Origin of the sequence: Bradyrhizobium sp. HKCCYLRH1034 (genome assembly GCF_051168375.1) — a bacterium.
Classification (GTDB): Bacteria; Pseudomonadota; Alphaproteobacteria; order Rhizobiales; family Xanthobacteraceae; genus Bradyrhizobium.
The window spans coordinates 58,870-75,475 of record NZ_JBNPUW010000014.1 but is presented as its reverse complement, the minus strand read 5'-3'; the positions used below and the strand labels follow the sequence as shown (position 1 = coordinate 75,475).

Here is a 16,606-nt window from a genome sequence, read left to right as displayed (position 1 = left end):
GGGTGCTCATGTCAGACGAAACGAAAAAGGGCCTGAAGTCGCCGCTTCGGCGCCAATTGCTGATGGGAATGGCCGCGATCCCGGCGCTGGCCATGATGCCGCGGCCGTCCTTCGGCGCCGGCCCCGCAACCTCCGCTGTCAACACCACCGGCCTTGCAGTCACGGATAGCGAAGTCACCGTCGGTATTCTGCATTCGGTCACAGGCACCATGGCGATCTCCGAGACCGGGTCAGTGCAGGCCGAGAAGCTCGCGATCGAGCAGATCAATGCCGCGGGCGGTGTGCTCGGCCGCAAGATCAAGTACATCCAGGAAGACGGCGCGTCCGACTGGCCGACCTTCGCCGAGAAGGCGAAGAAGCTGCTGGTCAACGACAAATGCGCCGCCGTGATGGGCTGCTGGACCTCTGCCTCGCGCAAGGCGGTGCTGCCGGTGTTCGAGCAGTACAACGGCATGCTGTACTACCCGACCTTCTACGAAGGCCTCGAGCAGTCCAAGAACGTCATCTACACCGGCCAGGAAGCCACCCAGCAGATCATCGCCGGCCTCGACTGGGTCAACAAGACCAAGGGCGCGAAGACCTTCTATCTGCTCGGCTCCGACTACATCTGGCCGCGCACCTCGAACAAGATCGCGCGCAAGCACATCGAGGGCCATCTGCAGGGCTGCAAGGTCGTCGGCGAGGAATACTTCCCGCTCGGCCACACCCAGTTCAATTCGGTCATCAACAAGATCAAGCTGACCAAGCCGGACGTGATCTACGCGATCATCGTCGGCGGCTCCAACGTCGCGTTCTACAAGCAGCTCAAGGCGGCCGGCATCGACATGTCGAAGCAGACGCTGCTCACCATCTCCGTGACCGAGGACGAAATCGACGGCATCGGCGGCGAGAACATCGCGGGCGCCTACGCCTGCATGAAGTACTTCCAGTCGCTCGACAATCCGAACAACAAGGCCTTCGTCGCCGAATTCAAGAAGATGTGGGGCGAGAAGACCGTCATCGGCGACGTGACGCAAGCCGCTTACCTCGGTCCGTGGCTGTGGAAGCTGACGGTGGAAAAGGCCGGCAGCTTCGACATCGACAAGGTCGCCGCCGCCTCGCCTGGCATCGAGTTCAAGGGCGCGCCGGAAGGCTACGTTCGGATCCACGAGAACCACCATCTCTGGTCCAAGACCCGCGTCGGCCGCGCCAAGGCGGATGGTCAGTATGAGCTGATCTACGAGACCGCCGACTTGGTCGAGCCCGATCCGTTTCCGAAGGGCTACCAGTGAGCTGATCTGTCGCGTCTCATAGCAACAGGCGAATGAGATCGCTGATGCTGCTGCGCGGGAAGTGCGCTCCCTCCCCCCTTGTGGGGGAGGGCTGGGGAGGGGGGGTACCCCACCCGCAGCTCGGCGCGGAGGCCCCCCTCCCTAGCCCTCCCCCACAAGGGGGGAGGGAGCGATCTTGGCTGCGGACACACTGTGCCGGCGCCGATCCATTTTGCAGCAGGGCATCACGAGAGGACGGATCATGTTCGGTGACTATTCCATCGGCGACCTCGGGGCCATCTTCGCGATGCAGGGCTTCGCGGGCCTCATCCTGTTTTCGGTCTATGTGCTGATGGCGCTGGGGCTTGCCATCATCTTCGGCCAGATGGGCGTCATCAACATGGCGCATGGCGAGTTCATGATCCTCGGCGCCTACGTCACCTGGATGACGTCGAACGCCTTCCAGCATTTCCTGCCCTCGTTGTTTCCTGGCTCCTTCTTCGTCGCGATGATCTTCGCCTTCATCGCCTCCGGATCCCTCGGCATGCTGGTCGAGTGGGCGATGATCCGCCGTCTCTACAGGCGGCCACTCGACACGCTGCTCGCCACCTGGGGTCTCAGCCTGATCCTGCAGCAGGCCTATCGTTCCGTGTTCGGCGCGCGCGAGGTCGGCGTCGAGTTGCCGGATTGGATGATGGGCTCTTGGCAGGCGACCGACGCCATCCAGATCCCAATCAACGGCATGTTCGTGATGTGCTTGACCATCCTGATCACGATCGTCGTGGCCTACGTGCTGTTCCTGTCGCGCTGGGGCAAGCAGGTGCGCGCTGTGGTGCAGAACCGCGTCATGGCGGGCGCCGTCGGCATCAACACCGAGAAAGTCGACCGCTACACCTTCGGCCTCGGCTGCGGCATCGCCGGGGTCGCCGGCTCCGCCTTCACCATGATCGGCTCGACCGGTCCGACCGCCGGACAGCTCTACATCGTCGATACGTTCCTGGTCGTCGTGTTCGGCGGCGCCGCCAGCCTGCTCGGTACCATCGCATCGGCCTTCACCATCTCCCAGGCGCAGTCGACCATGGAGTTCTTCATGTCCGGCTCGATGGCCAAGGTGCTCACGCTGTTGGCGATCGTCGCGATCCTGATGCTGCGCCCCCAGGGGCTGTTTGCCCTGAAGGTCCGCAAGTAGCCGAAACGCGCAGGGAATAGGGAATCAGAAGGCACGGTCATGATCATCAACACGCGCTTCTTCAACCGCTCCGAGCTCATCGGCTTCGCTTCGCTGCTGCTGCTGCTCGTCGTCATCCTGCCGCTGGCACTCGACATCTTCCGCCTCAACCTCGTCGCGAAGTATCTGACGTATTCCTTCGTCGCGATCGGCCTGGTGCTGTGCTGGGGCTATGGCGGCATTCTCAGCCTCGGGCAGGGCGTGTTCTTCGGCCTTGGCGGCTACTGCATGGCGATGTTCCTCAAGCTGGAAGCCTCCAGCGTCGCCAACACCAAGATCCAGTCGACGCCGGGCATTCCGGACTTCATGGATTGGAATCAGCTGACGCAGCTGCCGTTCTTCTGGAAGCCGTTCCAGAGTTTCCCGTTCGCGCTCGCCGCGATCATCCTGGTGCCGGCGATCTTCGCCTTCATCATCGGCGCTGCGATGTTCAAGCGGCGGGTCGGCGGCGTGTACTTCGCAATCATCACCCAGGCGATCGCGGCGATCATGACGATCCTGATCGTGGGACAGCAGGGTTACACCGGCGGCATCAACGGCATCACCGACCTGCGCACGCTGCACGGCTGGGACATCCGCACCGACCACGCCAAGTACATCCTCTACTTCGTCGAGGTGTTCTTCCTGTTCGCAGCGATCCTCGTCGCCCAGTTCATCCGGCTGACCAAGCTCGGCCGCATCCTGGTGGCGATGCGTGAGCAGGAGGACCGGGTCCGCTTCTCAGGCTACAGCGTCGCCAATTTCAAGATCTTTGCTTTCTGCGCGGCCGCCGTGTTCGCCGCAGTCGGCGGCGCGCTGTTCACCTTGGAAGTCGGCTTCATGTCGCCGTCCTTTGTCGGCATCGTGCCGTCGATCGAGATGGTGATCTACACCGCGGTCGGCGGCCGGCTCTCGATCTTCGGCGCGGTCTACGGCTCGCTCCTCGTCAACTTTGCCAAGACCAGCCTCTCGGAGACGTTCCCGCAGCTCTGGCTGTTTGGCCTGGGAGCGCTGTTCATCGCCGTCGTCCTCGCTTTCCCAAACGGCCTCGCCGGCATCTGGGGCGACTACGTGCAGCCGCGCATCGACAAGCTACTGGCCTCCCGCACCAAGAAATCCGGCAATGGCGGCCTCGTCGCCAACGGCGCCCCCGCAGAGTGAGGACACAGCGATGCTCATCGGTCATCAGCCCAAGGAATTCCTGCTCGCGGTCGAAGCGCTCACCGTGTCGTTCGACGGCTTCAAGGCGGTCAACGATCTCTCCTTCTATGTCGAGGAGAACGAGATCCGCGTGATCATCGGCCCGAACGGCGCAGGCAAGACCACTGTGCTCGACCTGATCTGCGGAAAGACCAAGGCGACCTCGGGCTCGATCCAGTTCCGCGGCAAGGAGCTGACGAAGCTGCGCGAGAACGAGATCGTCAAGGCCGGCGTCGGCCGCAAGTTCCAGACGCCGTCGGTGTTCGAGGATCTCACCGTGTTCGAGAATCTCGAGATCTCGTTTCCGCGCGGTCGCACCGTTTTCGGCTCGCTGACTTTCCAGCGTGACGCCGCAGTCAAGGATCGCGTCGAGGAGGTCGCCGAGATGATCTTCCTCAAGGATCGTCTCAAGACCTCGGCGGCCGTGCTCAGCCACGGTCAGAAGCAGTGGCTCGAGATCGGCATGCTGCTGATCCAGAACCCGGACCTTCTGATGCTCGACGAGCCCGTCGCCGGCATGAGCGTCAGCGAGCGCGCCAAGACCGCCGAGCTGCTGAATCGCATCATCAAGGACCGCTCGGTGCTCGTCATCGAGCACGACATGAAGTTCGTCGAGGACATTGCTCACAAGGTCACCGTGCTGCACCAGGGCCAGATCCTGTCCGAGGGCACGATGGAGCGGGTCAAGAACGACCCCAAGGTCGTCGAAGTCTATCTGGGGCACTGAGCCGATGCTCGGGAAATCGCTCGATCCACACCCTCGCTGCGCCCCCCCTCCCCCTTGCGGGGAGGGGTCGGGGGTGGGGGTCCACACGGGCAGTCTCGCCCGGAGCCCCCCCCTCCCCAACCCTCCCCCACAAGGGGGGAGGGAGCTTAGTGCCAATGCCGCTCGATCGGCCGTCTCACTCCCTCTTGCATAGGAAGATATCCGATGCTCGCAATCTCCGATCTCCATGTCGCCTATGGCCAGAGCGAGGTGCTGCATGGCCTGAACGTCAAGGTCGCGCCCAACGAGATCGTTGCGATCATGGGGCGCAACGGCATGGGCAAGACCACGCTGATGAAGTCGCTGATGGGCATCCTGCCGGCCAAGAGCGGTTCGATCGCGATGGACGGCGCCGAGCTCGCAAGCCTGAAGAGCTATGAGCGTGTCGCCAAGGGCCTCGCTTACGTGCCGCAGGGCCGCATGATCTTCTCGACCATGACGGTGAAGGAGAACATCGAGACCGGGCTCGTCGTGTCCGGCGGGTCCGAGGTGCCCGGCGACATCTACGAGCTGTTCCCGGTGCTGCTCGAGATGAAGGGACGCCGTGGCGGCAATCTCTCCGGCGGCCAGCAGCAGCAGCTCGCGATCGCGCGCGCGCTCGCCACCAAGCCGAAGGTGCTGCTGCTCGACGAGCCGACCGAGGGCATCCAGCCGTCGATCATCAAGGAGATGGCGCGCACCCTGAAGCGCATCCGCGACGAGAAGGGGTTGTCGATCGTCGTCTCCGAGCAGGTGCTGAGCTTTGCGCTCGACATCGCCGACCGCGTGCTGGTGATCGAGAACGGCGAGATCGTCCGCGACGATCCGCGCGACCAGGTCGATGCTGCGCAGGTCTCGAAATATCTGTCCGTCTAACCACTCCGTGCAAGCAAGTAACAAGGGGAGCTTCTGATGCCTGACACACTGATCAAGGTCGATCTGACCAAATCGGCCTACGAGAACGACAAGGTCCACAACCGCTGGCACCCGGACATTCCGATGGTGGAGTGGGTCAATCCGGGTGACGACTTCATCATCGAGACCTATGACTGGACCGGCGGCTTCATCAAGAACAACGACTCCGCCGACGACGTGCGCGACATCGATTTGTCGATCGTGCACTTCCTGTCGGGCCCGATCGGTGTCAAGGGCGCCGAGCCGGGCGACCTCCTGGTCGTCGACCTGCTCGATGTCGGTCCGCTGAAGGAGAGCCTGTGGGGCTTCAACGGCTTCTTCTCCAAGCAGAACGGCGGCGGCTTCCTGACCGACCATTTCCCGCTGGCGCAGAAGTCGATCTGGGACATCAAGGGCCTCTACACCTCGTCGCGCCACGTGCCCGGCGTGAACTTCGCTGGCCTCATCCATCCCGGCCTGATCGGCTGTCTGCCCGATCCGAAGCTGCTCGCGACCTGGAACGAGCGTGAGAATGCGCTGATCGCCACCAACCCGACCCGTGTGCCCGGTCTCGCCAACCCGCCGTTCGCGCCGACCGCGCATGCCGGCCAGGCCAAGGGCGACGTCAAGGCCAAGATCGGCGCCGAGGGCGCCCGCACCGTGCCGCCGCGCGAGCATGGCGGCAATTGCGACATCAAGGACCTGTCGCGCGGCTCGAAGATCTACTTCCCGGTCTACGTGCCCGGCGGCGGCCTCTCGATGGGCGACCTGCACTTCAGCCAGGGCGACGGTGAGATCACCTTCTGCGGCGCCATCGAGATGGCGGGCTGGCTGCACATCAAGGTCGACGTCATCAAGGATGGTGTGGCGAAGTACGGCATCAAGAACCCGATCTTCAAGCCGTCGCCGATCACGCCCAATTATCGCGACTACCTGATCTTCGAGGGCATCTCGGTCGATGAGACCGGCAAGCAGCACTATCTGGACGTCCACATCGCCTATCGCCAGGCGTGTCTCAACGCCATCGAGTACCTGAAGAAGTTCGGCTACTCCGGCGCCCAGGCCTATTCGATCCTCGGCACCGCGCCGGTGCAGGGCCACATCTCCGGCGTGGTCGACGTGCCCAACGCCTGCGCCACCTTGTGGCTGCCGACCGAGATCTTCGACTTCGACGTGATGCCGTCGTCGGCGGGTCCGATCAAGCACATCAAGGGCGACATCCAGATGCCGATCTCGCCGGACAAATAACGGTCTCCCTGCGCGATGGGTGCGGGACGGCAGCGTATTCGTCGCCCCGCATCCGCCGCGCGTGAGTTGATGACGATTGTTGCGCAGGAGACGAGACGATGCCGGTCTATGAATATCTCTGTGATGCATGCGGTCCGTTCACGGACATGCGTCCGATGGCGGAATGTGATGATCCGCAGGTCTGTCCGCAATGCCAGGACATGGCGCCGCGCGTGATCCTCACCGCGCCCGCCTTCGCCTGCATGCCGGCGGAGCGGCGCACGGCGCATGCCACCAACGAGCGCAGCCGTCACGCGCCGCAGACGGTGGCCGAGTACAAGGCCAAACACGGTGCAGGCTGCGGCTGCTGCGGGCCTAAGAAATCGCCGCGGCTGATGACCAAGACCAGGAGCGGCGCCAAGGGCTTTCCGACGGCGCGGCCCTGGATGATCAGCCACTGAACGAACGCGAGGGGCGGCGCGTCCGCCCCTCAGCGTGACGCCGGCACGCGGCGCGGACCCGGACCCGCCGGCTGGCCGCCGAACTTGACGGTCATCGCATTGGCGCCGTCGCTGATGTCGACCAGCGTCTTGCGGCTGTCGTCGATCACCTTGGCAGATTTGCGCTTGAAGCCGTCGACCAGCTCGCGCATCGACTTGATCTGGTCGAACAGCTGGCCGGGATTGCCGTCGGCAAATCCGGGAATGGCGCCGTCGATCTTGGTCACGAGCGTGTCGAAGCCCTTGAAGATGTCCTCGGCCTTGTCGATCGCGGAATCGAACGCCGCGGTCTTGGCCTGCAGCGAGGCGGTCTCGCTCTCGAAGCTCTGTAGCGCCTCCTTGATGGCCGGCGCATTGCTGACGACGTATTTGTCGATGTTGTGCACCGTCTCGACCATCGTCTCCTGGTCCTTGAGATCGGCCGTCAGCACCGGCACGCCGTCGCGATCGAGCGGCACCGGCGGCGCCGTCGGCGCGCCGCCGACCAGCGAGATCGCGGCGATGCCGGTCAGGCCCTGGAACTCGATGCCGGCGGTGGTGTCCTTGCGGATCGGCGCGGACTTGTCGAGCGTGATCATGGCAACGATCTTGCGCGGGCTTTCCAGATTGATCGACAGGATCTGCCCGGCCTGCACGCCGTCGAAATTCACCGGCCCGCCCTTGCGCAGGCCCGCCGCCGAGCCGCCGTCGAACACGACGCGCATCATGCTGCGCTGCTCGGCAAGGCGATGCTTCTGCTTGATCAGGACGCCGCTGATCCCGGCCGCGACGGCCGCGATCGTCAGGGTTCCCACGATGAGATTGATCGCGCGCATTCCGTGCCCACTGCTGTCTCGCTCGATTTTAGCCGCTATGTCTCCCGGTTGAAAGCTCAGCGCGCAAGGCCCGGCCGGGAGGGCGCGGCGAGGCCGGCCAGCAGCACCGCCAGGATACCGGTGAGAAAAATGCCATCGAACGTCCCGGCACCGCCGATCGAGGCCACGGGCGCGCCAAGGCTGCCGATCTTGTCGAGGTTCATCAGGTCGGCGCCGACCAGCGTGCCCATCGAGCCGCCGATATAGGCCAGCGGCGCGGCATATTCGCGCGACAGCAGGAACGCCAGGATCGCGGTCACGACAACCGGCGCGAACACCGGCACGGCGATGCCGACGCCCTGCACCGGCGTCGCCATCGCGTGGATGATCACGGCGATCACCAGCACCGCGATCGCGGCGCGCAGCCAGAGCTGGTAGCGCAGCATGAGATAGGTCGACATGATTGTCGGGATCACGGCGCCGCCGACATTCACAGCGAGCAGCGTGCCGGGCCATTGATGCACCAGCGGCACGACATATTGCATGCCGAAAAAGTCGATGATCTCGCCGGAGCGCGCGACCTGCCCGGGCAGCATGGTGATCGGAATGTTGAAATAGCTGCCGACCAGCGAGCCGAACAGCAGCAGCATCGCGGTGCCCGAGCTGACGCCGAGCTTCATGTAGGCGTAGCGCAGGATGCCGAGCTGGATCAGGACGATCAGGACGCCGAACGCCAGCACCAAGATGGCGAAGAAGGCCGGCGTGATTGGCAGATACTGGACCTGGGAATGCATGTCGGAAGCGCTTGGGTGTGAGCCTTGCTGAGCCCGTGGGATCATCCCACGGGAGCGGCAGGGTGACAAATGGGCATTCGTCGCCTGGTTCCCAAGAGCGGCCATGCTCGTGTTCATTCGCCCGCAGCGATCATTGTGGCGTGCAGCACATAACGCTCCGGCCCCTGTGTCAGGGCGTCGAATGGCCAGCAGGTCGACAGCACCAGTTCGGCGCTGTCGGTCCCTGGATCGATCCCCGAGGCATCGAAGCGCACCACACGGGCGGCGTCGGCGCGATAGCGGAACGTCTTGCCGTCACGCCTGACGATGTCGATCTCGTCGCCGATTTTGATGTCGCGCAGGAAGCGGAAATGCGTGTCGCGGTGCGCGGAGTACACCACGACGCCCGGCTCGCCCGGCTCGGCGCTGCCTTCGACATGGCCGGCACCGAAGGCTAGCGCCTGGCCGCTGGAGCCGGCCAGCGCGATGGTGGAGACGCCGAGGCGCTTCACTTCGATGCGCGCCACCGGGACGGTGTCGGCCCAGGACCACGGCTTCACCGGATGGCCTGTAGCGATGGTTTGGCCGAACGCGCGGTCGAGCAGCGCTTGCGCGAGAACGGCCTTGGCGTGGATGAAGGCGCCGTGGCCGAACAGGATGACGCCGATCAGTGCTATCGCGAGAGGGATGAGGAAGCGGGGCATTGTCTCTCCTCCCGTCATTGCGAGGAGCGAAGCGACGGAGCAATCCAGAGTCGGGTCCTGAGCCCTGGATTGCTTCGTTTCGCTCGCAATGACGTGCTCCTTAGTTGGCAACTCGCCGCCTGATCGCGACCAGCCAGATCAGTTCGAGCATCAGCACGCCCAACCCGAGCAGCATGCTCAGCTCGGCATCGGTCGCCGTCTTCGGCAGGGTGATCGTCGCGGGCGACGCTGGCACCACCGGTCGCTTCACCGCGGCGAGCTGGACGTCGCCGTCGGCCTCAGCGCGGCGCTCGTTCTGCATTGCCGGCACCCGGCCGTGCTCGCCGAACACCTTCTCGAAGTCCCAGCCGGCCGGCAGGTTGATCGGCAACTCGGCGAGCCTCAGCGGCTCGCCGTCGGGACGGCGCGGCGTCTTGTCGACGGCGACGAGGCTGGTCAGGCGCGTCACCAACTGATGCTCCAGCGCCAGCTTGAGAATGGCGCCGTCGGCTTCCTCCGGCGTCATCTGCCGCATGGTCCTGGCCACCTCGGCGTCGCCGATCTTGCGCCGCGCCCACAGCTTTGAGAGGCCCTTGCCCTCGGCGGCGCCGGACAGCGGCAACGTGATGGTCCATGGCTGGTCGCCGATGCGGCCCTTGAGCTGCAGCGATCCGGCGAGACGGTCGATCTTGGCGGCGAGCACGAGCGGCTCGTTGCGATAGACGTCCGGCAGCACGGCTGGCGTGAGATCGGCGGAGGCTTCCGAGAAGCTCGCGCTGAGCCCGGTCACGATCGGGTTCTCGAGCTTGGCGAAGAGATCGCGCATGCGCCCCTCGACCTGCTCGACCGAGCCGATATGGGTGAAGGCGCCGCGGCCAAGCTCTGAGGCGCGGGTCATCAGATAGGTGTTCGGCGCCGAGCCGATGCCGACCATGAAGATGCGCGAGCGGCCGCGCATTGCGGTAATGGTCTCGAATAGCTGCTGCTCGTTGCCGATGGCGCCATCGGTGAGGAATACCACCTGTCGCACGCGGTCGCCGTCGCTGCCATCATCGGTCAGCGCCGCGCGCATCGCCGGCACCATCTCGGTGCCGCCGCGCGCGTCCAGCGAACTCACGAAGCTGGTGGCGCTGCCGACATGCTCGGCATCGGCCGGCACCGAGGCGGGGAAGAGCACCGTCATGGTGTCGTCGAAGCGGATCACGTTGAAGCGATCGTTCGGCTGCAGCCGTCCCAGCGCATAGAGCAGGCTGGCCTTGGCCTGGCGGATCGAGGTGCCGCCCATCGAGCCGGAATTGTCGATCACGAAGATGACGTCGCGCGGCTGCGGGCGCTGCGCCGTTGCAGCCACCGCCGGCGGCGTGACGAAGGCGAGCAGATAGTCGGCGTCGCCAACCTGCTCGTGAAACAGCCCGACCGACGGCATCGTCGCAGCGGCCGGCTTCCAGGTCAGCTCGAAGTCGCGGTCGGCCGGCACCACGCCCTCGGCCAGGGTGACGACTCGCGTCTTCGCATCGAGGCTGTCGATCGTCACCTGGTGATGGTGGCTCTTGACCTCGCCGAGCGCAAAGCCGGCCTGCAGCCGCACCGCGATCCTGGTTGGATTGACCGGATCATTCTTGGCCGGATCGAGCACCTCCGGGGAGATGCGTTTGCGGTCCGGTACCGGATCGTTCGCAGCGGCGCCCCAGCCGTTGCTATCAGGGCGCAAATCGACGCTCTGCACGATCGGCGCCGGATTGTAGCGCGGCGCGACGACCAGCGGCACCCGCAGCGAGAATTCGCCGGCCGCCTGCGCCACCGGCTGCTGATATTCGATCTGCACCAGCACGGTTTCGCCGGGGCCGATATTGGCGAGCGAGTTGGTGAAGATGTTCGGCCGCTCCTGCTCGGTCAGCGCCGCGGTCTTGCCGTCGCGCTTGGCCTGCTCGTAGATCACCTTGGCCTGTTCGCGCGGCTTGATGTCGCCGACCACGACGCGGTCGCCGACGAGCATCTTCAGCGAGTCCACCGCGCTGTCCGGCGGCAGCGGATAGACATAGACCGCCTCCATCCATTGCGAACTCGTGTTCTTGAACAGTTGCGTCACGCGCGCCCGCGCCGTCGGCCCCGACACGACGATATCGACGTCGATGCCGAGCCGCGGCGCCTCGGCGTAACCGGCGTCGCTCTTGAACAGCAGCGCCCCGGAGCGGGCATCGCCCGGCCTGGTCAGCGGCGCCAGCGGCCCTTCGGCGGACCAGCCAGGGGTGACGCTGAGAAACAGCGCCGTGAAGCCGACCAGCAGCACGGCGGCGGCCTGCAGCAGCAGGAATAGCAGCATGGTCACGATCCACGACCGGACCGGATGGGTGCTGCTTCTGATATCGTGGTCCATCGTCTCGCTCATCATTGGCTCCGCAACGAACAATTTCGGCATGCCGACACTGAGCGCAGCGCGCCAGCGCCGCGAGCGGAATGGTCGGTCTTGTTCGGCCGCCGCCCGCCCGCGCATGTCCGGTGGTGGTCGAGAGCGCGGCTGATCTGTCCGGGTTTGTGCTGATTTGTCCGTCTGCTAGAAGAGGTGCGCACCACGCGGCAGGGGACAGGATGTCGATACCGGACAACAGCGAGCTTTCCGACGAACAGAGCCGGCAGGTCGCGGAGACCATCCGCGAGGAGATTGCGCGGCGCCGGATGTCGCGGCAGGCGCTGGCGGAGCAGGCCAAGCTGAGCCTCTCGACCCTGGAGAAGGCCCTCGGCGGCCGCCGCCCGTTCACGCTCGCTACCATCGTCCGGCTCGAGCAGGCGCTCGGCATGTCCCTGCGCAAGCCGCCGAGTGCACCTCTCGCCGCACCTGCCGCAAGCGGCGGCATTGCGCCCGACAGCCTCGGCTCCTATTCGCGGCGGGCTGTGGAGTGGATCGAGGGCACCTACGTCACCTTGCGGCCGTCATTCGGCGACAAGGACGCCGTCTATGCGTACCGCACCGACATCGTCTGGGACGATGCGGCGTCGTCGCTGGTGTTTCGCGAGGGCGCGCGGCTCGATGCGGCGTTCACGCAGTTCGGCGAGGTCGCCGTGCCCAACCAGTCCGGCTTCGTCTACCTCGTCACCAACCGCCACGGCCAGCACCGGCTGATCACGGTGTCGCGTCCCACCATTACCGGCGAGATGTACGGCATCATCACGACCTTGCTCGCCGGCCGCGGCTCGCTGCTGACACCGATCGCCGCGCCGATCGCGCTGCTGCCGCTGCGCAATGTCGATGAGCCGAGCTTCGGCCGGCTCGGCGCGGATGACCGGCACTACCCGCTGTATCGCGAGCACCTGCGCAAGACGGTCGAGGAGCCGTTCGCGCTGTTCGTGCAGGGCGTGCCGTGACGTGTTGGGCGCAAAACTCACCACCGTCATTGCGAGGAGCGAAGCGACGAAGCAATCCAGAGTCTCGCACTCAGCCTGGATTGCTTCGCTTCACTCGCAATGACGGAGCATGTTGGGGGGGGCGGCATCGCCTCAACGCACCCCCGTCATCCCGGCGAACGCCGTGATCCATAACCATAGGGCGTGGGTTGAGGCAGGATAGTCATGAGCATCTCGCCCCTCATGTCTGCTGCGGCGTATAGGTCCCGGATCGGCGCCGCGGCGTGCTGGCGCACGTCACGGCTTGTCCGGGACGACGGGAGGGGAGATCGGATTCACATCTCAAACAGCGCGAACGTTGCGAGCAATTCGGGTCTCAGCAACGCTCGGAAATTGTGAAAGAGGGGCACAAAGATACAGTCTCGCGGCGGGTGACGCCCGAGCTATGCGACCGGTTCGTCCCTCCTGAAAGTGCAGAGGGCGCAGGGAATGCCGGGTGAAGGCCTCACCCATGGCCCGCCTGCGAAAAGAATGCAGGCGGCAGGTACCACAGGCAAAGCCGAGCACGCCGGCATTCCCTGCGCGATGGGTTGAACGCTTATACGCAGTCTCCCTGGTGCGCCGGCTTGTTGGCCACCATGGCGACAATGCGCTTGCGCGCATTGCGCTGGACACCAGCTTCGGGGTGTCAGGACGCTGCGACTTCACGTCCGCGAGCGATCGTTCGTCCGCGCCCTCGTGAGAAGACGCTGCGATCTCTCGCGGCCACCGCATCCCCGCCTCGCGTGTCGTGACGATCGCGCGCAACGCCCCTCTGCGGTGAGGCGGGATGTCGAGAGATGATCATGGATTCGGAAAAATAGCAATAAGTTTTTGGATGGCAGAATGTTGCGTCACGGGCAGTCTGCTCCCCTCCCCCTTGCGGGGAGGGGTCGGGGGTGGGGGTCCACGAAGACCGCTCGAAGTATTGGGGTGATGAGAAGGAATTGTTCTGGGGGGTGGTTGCGGCGCCGAAATGCGCTGTGCCCTTCACGGCCTTTGGAGTGCGGAGACCCCCACCCCCAACCCCTCCCCGCAAGGGGGAGGGGAGCCGATCGTCGGCGTAGAGAGAGGGGGGCTCAAGCGATGCGGCGCGTCGTTGGACGATTCCGAGTGAGGCGCCGCAGCGACGCTGCTATCCCCCGACGTCCGCGCTGATGATGTCGCCGAACAGGTCCCATTTGCCGCCCTTGAACTGCATCATCTTGAGCTGCTCGATCGGGGCGAAATCGTTCGGGCCGGTGTTGACCTTGATGCCCGGGATCAGGGTATCCGGCGCGAAGTCCTTGAGGCTGGCGGCCTGCTTCATGACATTGTCGCGGGTGAGAGTGTCGCCGCACTGTTTCAGGGTCTGCACCATGGTCTGGGCCGCGGCATAGCCATAGGCGAGGTTGGCGTCGGAGATGTTGGCGCCCGGCATGTACTTGTCGATGAAGGCCATGAACTTCTTCATGCCCTCGTCGTCCTTCCACTGCGGGTCCGACGGATCCTTGAGATAGCCGGCGGACAGCACGCCCTCGGACGCCTCGAGGCCGGCCGGCTTCATCACCGCGCCGATCGAGATCGAGACGTCGGTCATCAGATGCATCGGCTTCCATTCCAGCTCGGCGATCTTCTTGATCGCCTGCGCCGCGAATTTCGGCGTCGAGATGTTGACGAACACGTCGGCGCCGGTGCCCTTGAGCTTGACGATGTGGGAGTCGATCGATGGCTCGGTGGTCTCGTAGCTCTCCTCGGCGACGACCATGGTCTTGGCCTTGTCGCCGAGCACCTCCTTGATGCCGAGGACGTAGTCCTTGCCGAAATCGTCATTGGCATAGAAGATCGCGATCTTCGCGTTCGGCTTCTCCTTGAGGATGTACTTGGCGAAGATCCGCGCCTCGACGCGGTAGCTCGGCTGGAAGCCCATGGTCCAGGGGAATTCCTTCGGGTCGTTCCATTTGCTGGCGCCGGTGGCCAGGAACAGCTGCGGCACCTTCTTGGCGTTGTGATATTTCTGCACGGCGGTCTGGGTCGGCGTGCCCAGCGCGTTGAACACCAGGAACACCTCGTCGCTCTCGATCAGCTTGCGCACCTGCTCGACCGTCTTCGGCGGGCTGTAGCCGTCGTCATAGGAAATGAAATTGATCCGGCGGCCGTTGATGCCGCCCTGATCGTTGATCATCTTGAAATAGGCCTCCTCGGTCTTGCCGATGATGCCGTAGGCCGAGGCCGGGCCGCTATAGGCCTCGACGTTGCCGATCCTGATCTCGGTGTCGGTGGCGCCGGTGTCGTATTTCTTTTGCGCAAGCGCGGTCTGGCTCGCCAGTACGGAAAAGGCGGCCGCGGCCGCGAATGAGAGCAGTGTCCTGGTCGTCATCGGCAACATTCCCTGGGCTTCCTCTGGTTGAATTTTCGTGATTGTCGTTCTTGTTCTTGGCTTGCGGCGATGGCGACCATGGAAGGCCGCTCACGGCAACGAGTGGGCAGATGTGTGCAATGCACTGTCTTGCGTCCAGGCGCTGGCCGTGGGAGGCCGGCCGGGCCGACCGGGCGCGCCGCAGGTGATTTTGCCGGTCAGCCACTCCACGCAAGTTGATACGGGCGTTTCCGGCGCATCTTCGGAAGCGCACGAAGCAGGATGCTCCCGGCACCGCCATGACGAAAAGCCCGTTCTACACGGCCGAGCACGAGGCCTTCCGCGACGTCATCAAGCGCTTCGTCGACAAGGAGATCGCGCCGTTCGCGAGCGCGTGGGACGAGGCCGGAGAATTTCCGCGCGCGCTGTATCTGAAGGCGGCGGAGATCGGCCTGCTTGGGCTCGGCTTCCCGGAGGAATTCGGCGGCGTGCCGGCCGACCAGTTCATGAAGATCGTGTCGTCGCAGGAACTGGCGCGTGCGGGTGCCGGCGGCATCAGCGCCAGCCTGATGAGCCATACGATCGGCGCGCCGCCGATCGCGCGCGCCGCGCAGCCGCAGGTGAGGGCGCGCGTGCTGCCGGAGATTCTGGCTGGGCGCAAGATCTCGGCGCTGGCGATCACGGAGCCGAGCGGTGGCTCAGACGTTGCCAATCTCAGGACCCGGGCCGTCCGCAACGGCGATCACTATGTCGTCAGCGGCGAGAAGACATTCATCACCTCCGGGATGCGGGCCGACTACATCACGGTCGCGGTGCGCACCGGCGGACCGGGGCCGGCGGGCGTCAGTCTGCTGCTCGTGCCGGGCGACACGCCGGGGCTGACGCGCACCAAGCTCGACAAGATGGGCTGGTGGGCGTCGGACACCGCGACCCTGCATTTCGACGGCTGCCGCGTGCCCGTCGAGAACCTGATCGGAGAGGAGGGGCAGGGCTTCAAGCTGATCATGCACAATTTCAACAGCGAGCGGATGGGCATGGCGGCGAGCTGCACGGCCTACGCCCGTGTCTGCCTCGACGATGCGATTGCCTACGCCAAGGAGCGCCAAACCTTCGGCAAGCCGCTCGCGCAGCACCAGGTCATCCGCCACAAGCTGGTCGACATGGCGCAGCGCGTGGCGGCATCGCAGGCGATGCTGGAAATGCTGGCGTGGCGGCTCGAACAGGGTGACAATCCGGTCGCCGAGATCTGCATGATGAAGAACCAGGCGACGCAGACGATGGCCTACTGCGCCTCCGAAGCCGTGCAGATCTTCGGCGGCGCCGGTTTCATGCGGGGTGTCCGCGTGGAACGGATCTATCGCGAGGTCAAGGTCAACGCCATCGGCGGCGGCACCGAGGAGATCATGAAGGACCTGGCGAGCCGGCAGATGGGATTGTGACGCGTGCCTCCCGCGCGCGTCATTCCGGGGCAGCCCGCAGGGCTGAACCCGGAATCTCGAGGTTGTTGCAACGAACGCAAAGCAATCTCTGGATTCCGGGTTCAAGGCCTGCGGCCTTGCCCCGGAATGACGAGCGTGACTCAGTCAAATGAGACCATATCGAGATTCCCGGTTC

Annotated in this window: 15 protein-coding genes; 10 read left to right on the top strand and 5 right to left on the bottom strand. The window is 64.8% G+C overall.

The features are described from left to right. Positions 1 to 8 precede the first annotated feature (8 nt). The 7 genes from urtA (at position 9) to ACQR0W_RS27390 (ending at position 6,984) form a co-directional block, all read left to right on the top strand. The gene (gene urtA, locus ACQR0W_RS27420) at positions 9 to 1,271 is read left to right on the top strand and encodes an urea ABC transporter substrate-binding protein (protein ID WP_315750826.1); all 1,263 of its coding nucleotides are present in this window, start codon (positions 9 to 11) and stop codon (positions 1,269 to 1,271) included. Positions 1,272 to 1,512: 241 nt separating this feature from the next. Continuing rightward, positions 1,513 to 2,439, top strand: a complete 927-nt coding sequence (gene urtB / locus ACQR0W_RS27415) for an urea ABC transporter permease subunit UrtB (RefSeq protein ID WP_315751133.1) — start codon at positions 1,513 to 1,515, stop codon at positions 2,437 to 2,439. 39 nt (positions 2,440 to 2,478) lie between these two features. After that, on the top strand, positions 2,479 to 3,618 hold the full coding sequence (gene urtC, locus ACQR0W_RS27410; protein WP_315751134.1) for an urea ABC transporter permease subunit UrtC: 1,140 nt from the start codon (positions 2,479 to 2,481) through the stop codon (positions 3,616 to 3,618). A 10-nt stretch (positions 3,619 to 3,628) separates the two neighbouring features. Further along, positions 3,629 to 4,384, top strand: a complete 756-nt coding sequence (gene urtD / locus ACQR0W_RS27405; protein WP_315751135.1) for an urea ABC transporter ATP-binding protein UrtD — start codon at positions 3,629 to 3,631, stop codon at positions 4,382 to 4,384. A gap of 204 nt (positions 4,385 to 4,588) precedes the next feature. Next, positions 4,589 to 5,278, top strand: coding sequence for an urea ABC transporter ATP-binding subunit UrtE (urtE, locus tag ACQR0W_RS27400; protein WP_315751136.1), 690 nt, complete (start codon positions 4,589 to 4,591; stop codon positions 5,276 to 5,278). 36 nt (positions 5,279 to 5,314) lie between these two features. Then, the gene (gene fmdA, locus ACQR0W_RS27395; protein WP_315827910.1) at positions 5,315 to 6,544 is read left to right on the top strand and encodes a formamidase; all 1,230 of its coding nucleotides are present in this window, start codon (positions 5,315 to 5,317) and stop codon (positions 6,542 to 6,544) included. A gap of 98 nt (positions 6,545 to 6,642) precedes the next feature. Next, a complete protein-coding gene (locus ACQR0W_RS27390) occupies positions 6,643 to 6,984 on the top strand; it encodes an FmdB family zinc ribbon protein (protein ID WP_316169877.1) in 342 nt (113 codons plus the stop codon). 29 nt (positions 6,985 to 7,013) lie between these two features. Here ACQR0W_RS27390 and ACQR0W_RS27385 read toward each other — a convergent pair whose 3' ends face one another. The 4 genes from ACQR0W_RS27385 to ACQR0W_RS27370 form a co-directional block, all read right to left on the bottom strand. After that, positions 7,014 to 7,838, bottom strand: a complete 825-nt coding sequence (locus ACQR0W_RS27385) for an MlaD family protein (protein WP_315717051.1) — start codon at positions 7,836 to 7,838, stop codon at positions 7,014 to 7,016. A 56-nt stretch (positions 7,839 to 7,894) separates the two neighbouring features. Beyond that, positions 7,895 to 8,611, bottom strand: coding sequence for a DUF1614 domain-containing protein (locus tag ACQR0W_RS27380; RefSeq protein WP_316165663.1), 717 nt, complete (start codon positions 8,609 to 8,611; stop codon positions 7,895 to 7,897). Positions 8,612 to 8,724: 113 nt separating this feature from the next. Then, positions 8,725 to 9,294, bottom strand: coding sequence for a class GN sortase (locus ACQR0W_RS27375; protein ID WP_316169876.1), 570 nt, complete (start codon positions 9,292 to 9,294; stop codon positions 8,725 to 8,727). A gap of 100 nt (positions 9,295 to 9,394) precedes the next feature. Beyond that, positions 9,395 to 11,662, bottom strand: coding sequence for a marine proteobacterial sortase target protein (locus tag ACQR0W_RS27370; RefSeq protein ID WP_316169875.1), 2,268 nt, complete (start codon positions 11,660 to 11,662; stop codon positions 9,395 to 9,397). On the opposite strand from ACQR0W_RS27370, the gene ACQR0W_RS27365 reads away from it, so the two are divergent. Continuing rightward, entirely contained in the window at positions 11,595 to 11,795 is a 201-nt protein-coding gene (locus tag ACQR0W_RS27365) for a hypothetical protein (RefSeq protein ID WP_315813924.1), read from the top strand. The genes ACQR0W_RS27370 and ACQR0W_RS27365 overlap by 68 nt on opposite strands. Before the next feature lie 67 nt (positions 11,796 to 11,862). Then, positions 11,863 to 12,636 (top strand): helix-turn-helix domain-containing protein, encoded by a 774-nt coding sequence (locus tag ACQR0W_RS27360; RefSeq protein WP_315717055.1) that lies wholly within the window; start codon positions 11,863 to 11,865, stop codon positions 12,634 to 12,636. Positions 12,637 to 13,789: 1,153 nt separating this feature from the next. On the opposite strand, the gene ACQR0W_RS27355 is transcribed toward ACQR0W_RS27360, so the two are convergent. Continuing rightward, a complete protein-coding gene (locus tag ACQR0W_RS27355; protein ID WP_316171971.1) occupies positions 13,790 to 15,022 on the bottom strand; it encodes an ABC transporter substrate-binding protein in 1,233 nt (410 codons plus the stop codon). 269 nt (positions 15,023 to 15,291) lie between these two features. Between ACQR0W_RS27355 and ACQR0W_RS27350 the strand changes: the two genes are divergently transcribed. Continuing rightward, positions 15,292 to 16,431, top strand: coding sequence for an acyl-CoA dehydrogenase family protein (locus tag ACQR0W_RS27350; protein ID WP_316171972.1), 1,140 nt, complete (start codon positions 15,292 to 15,294; stop codon positions 16,429 to 16,431). The last annotated feature ends 175 nt before the right edge of the window (positions 16,432 to 16,606 follow it).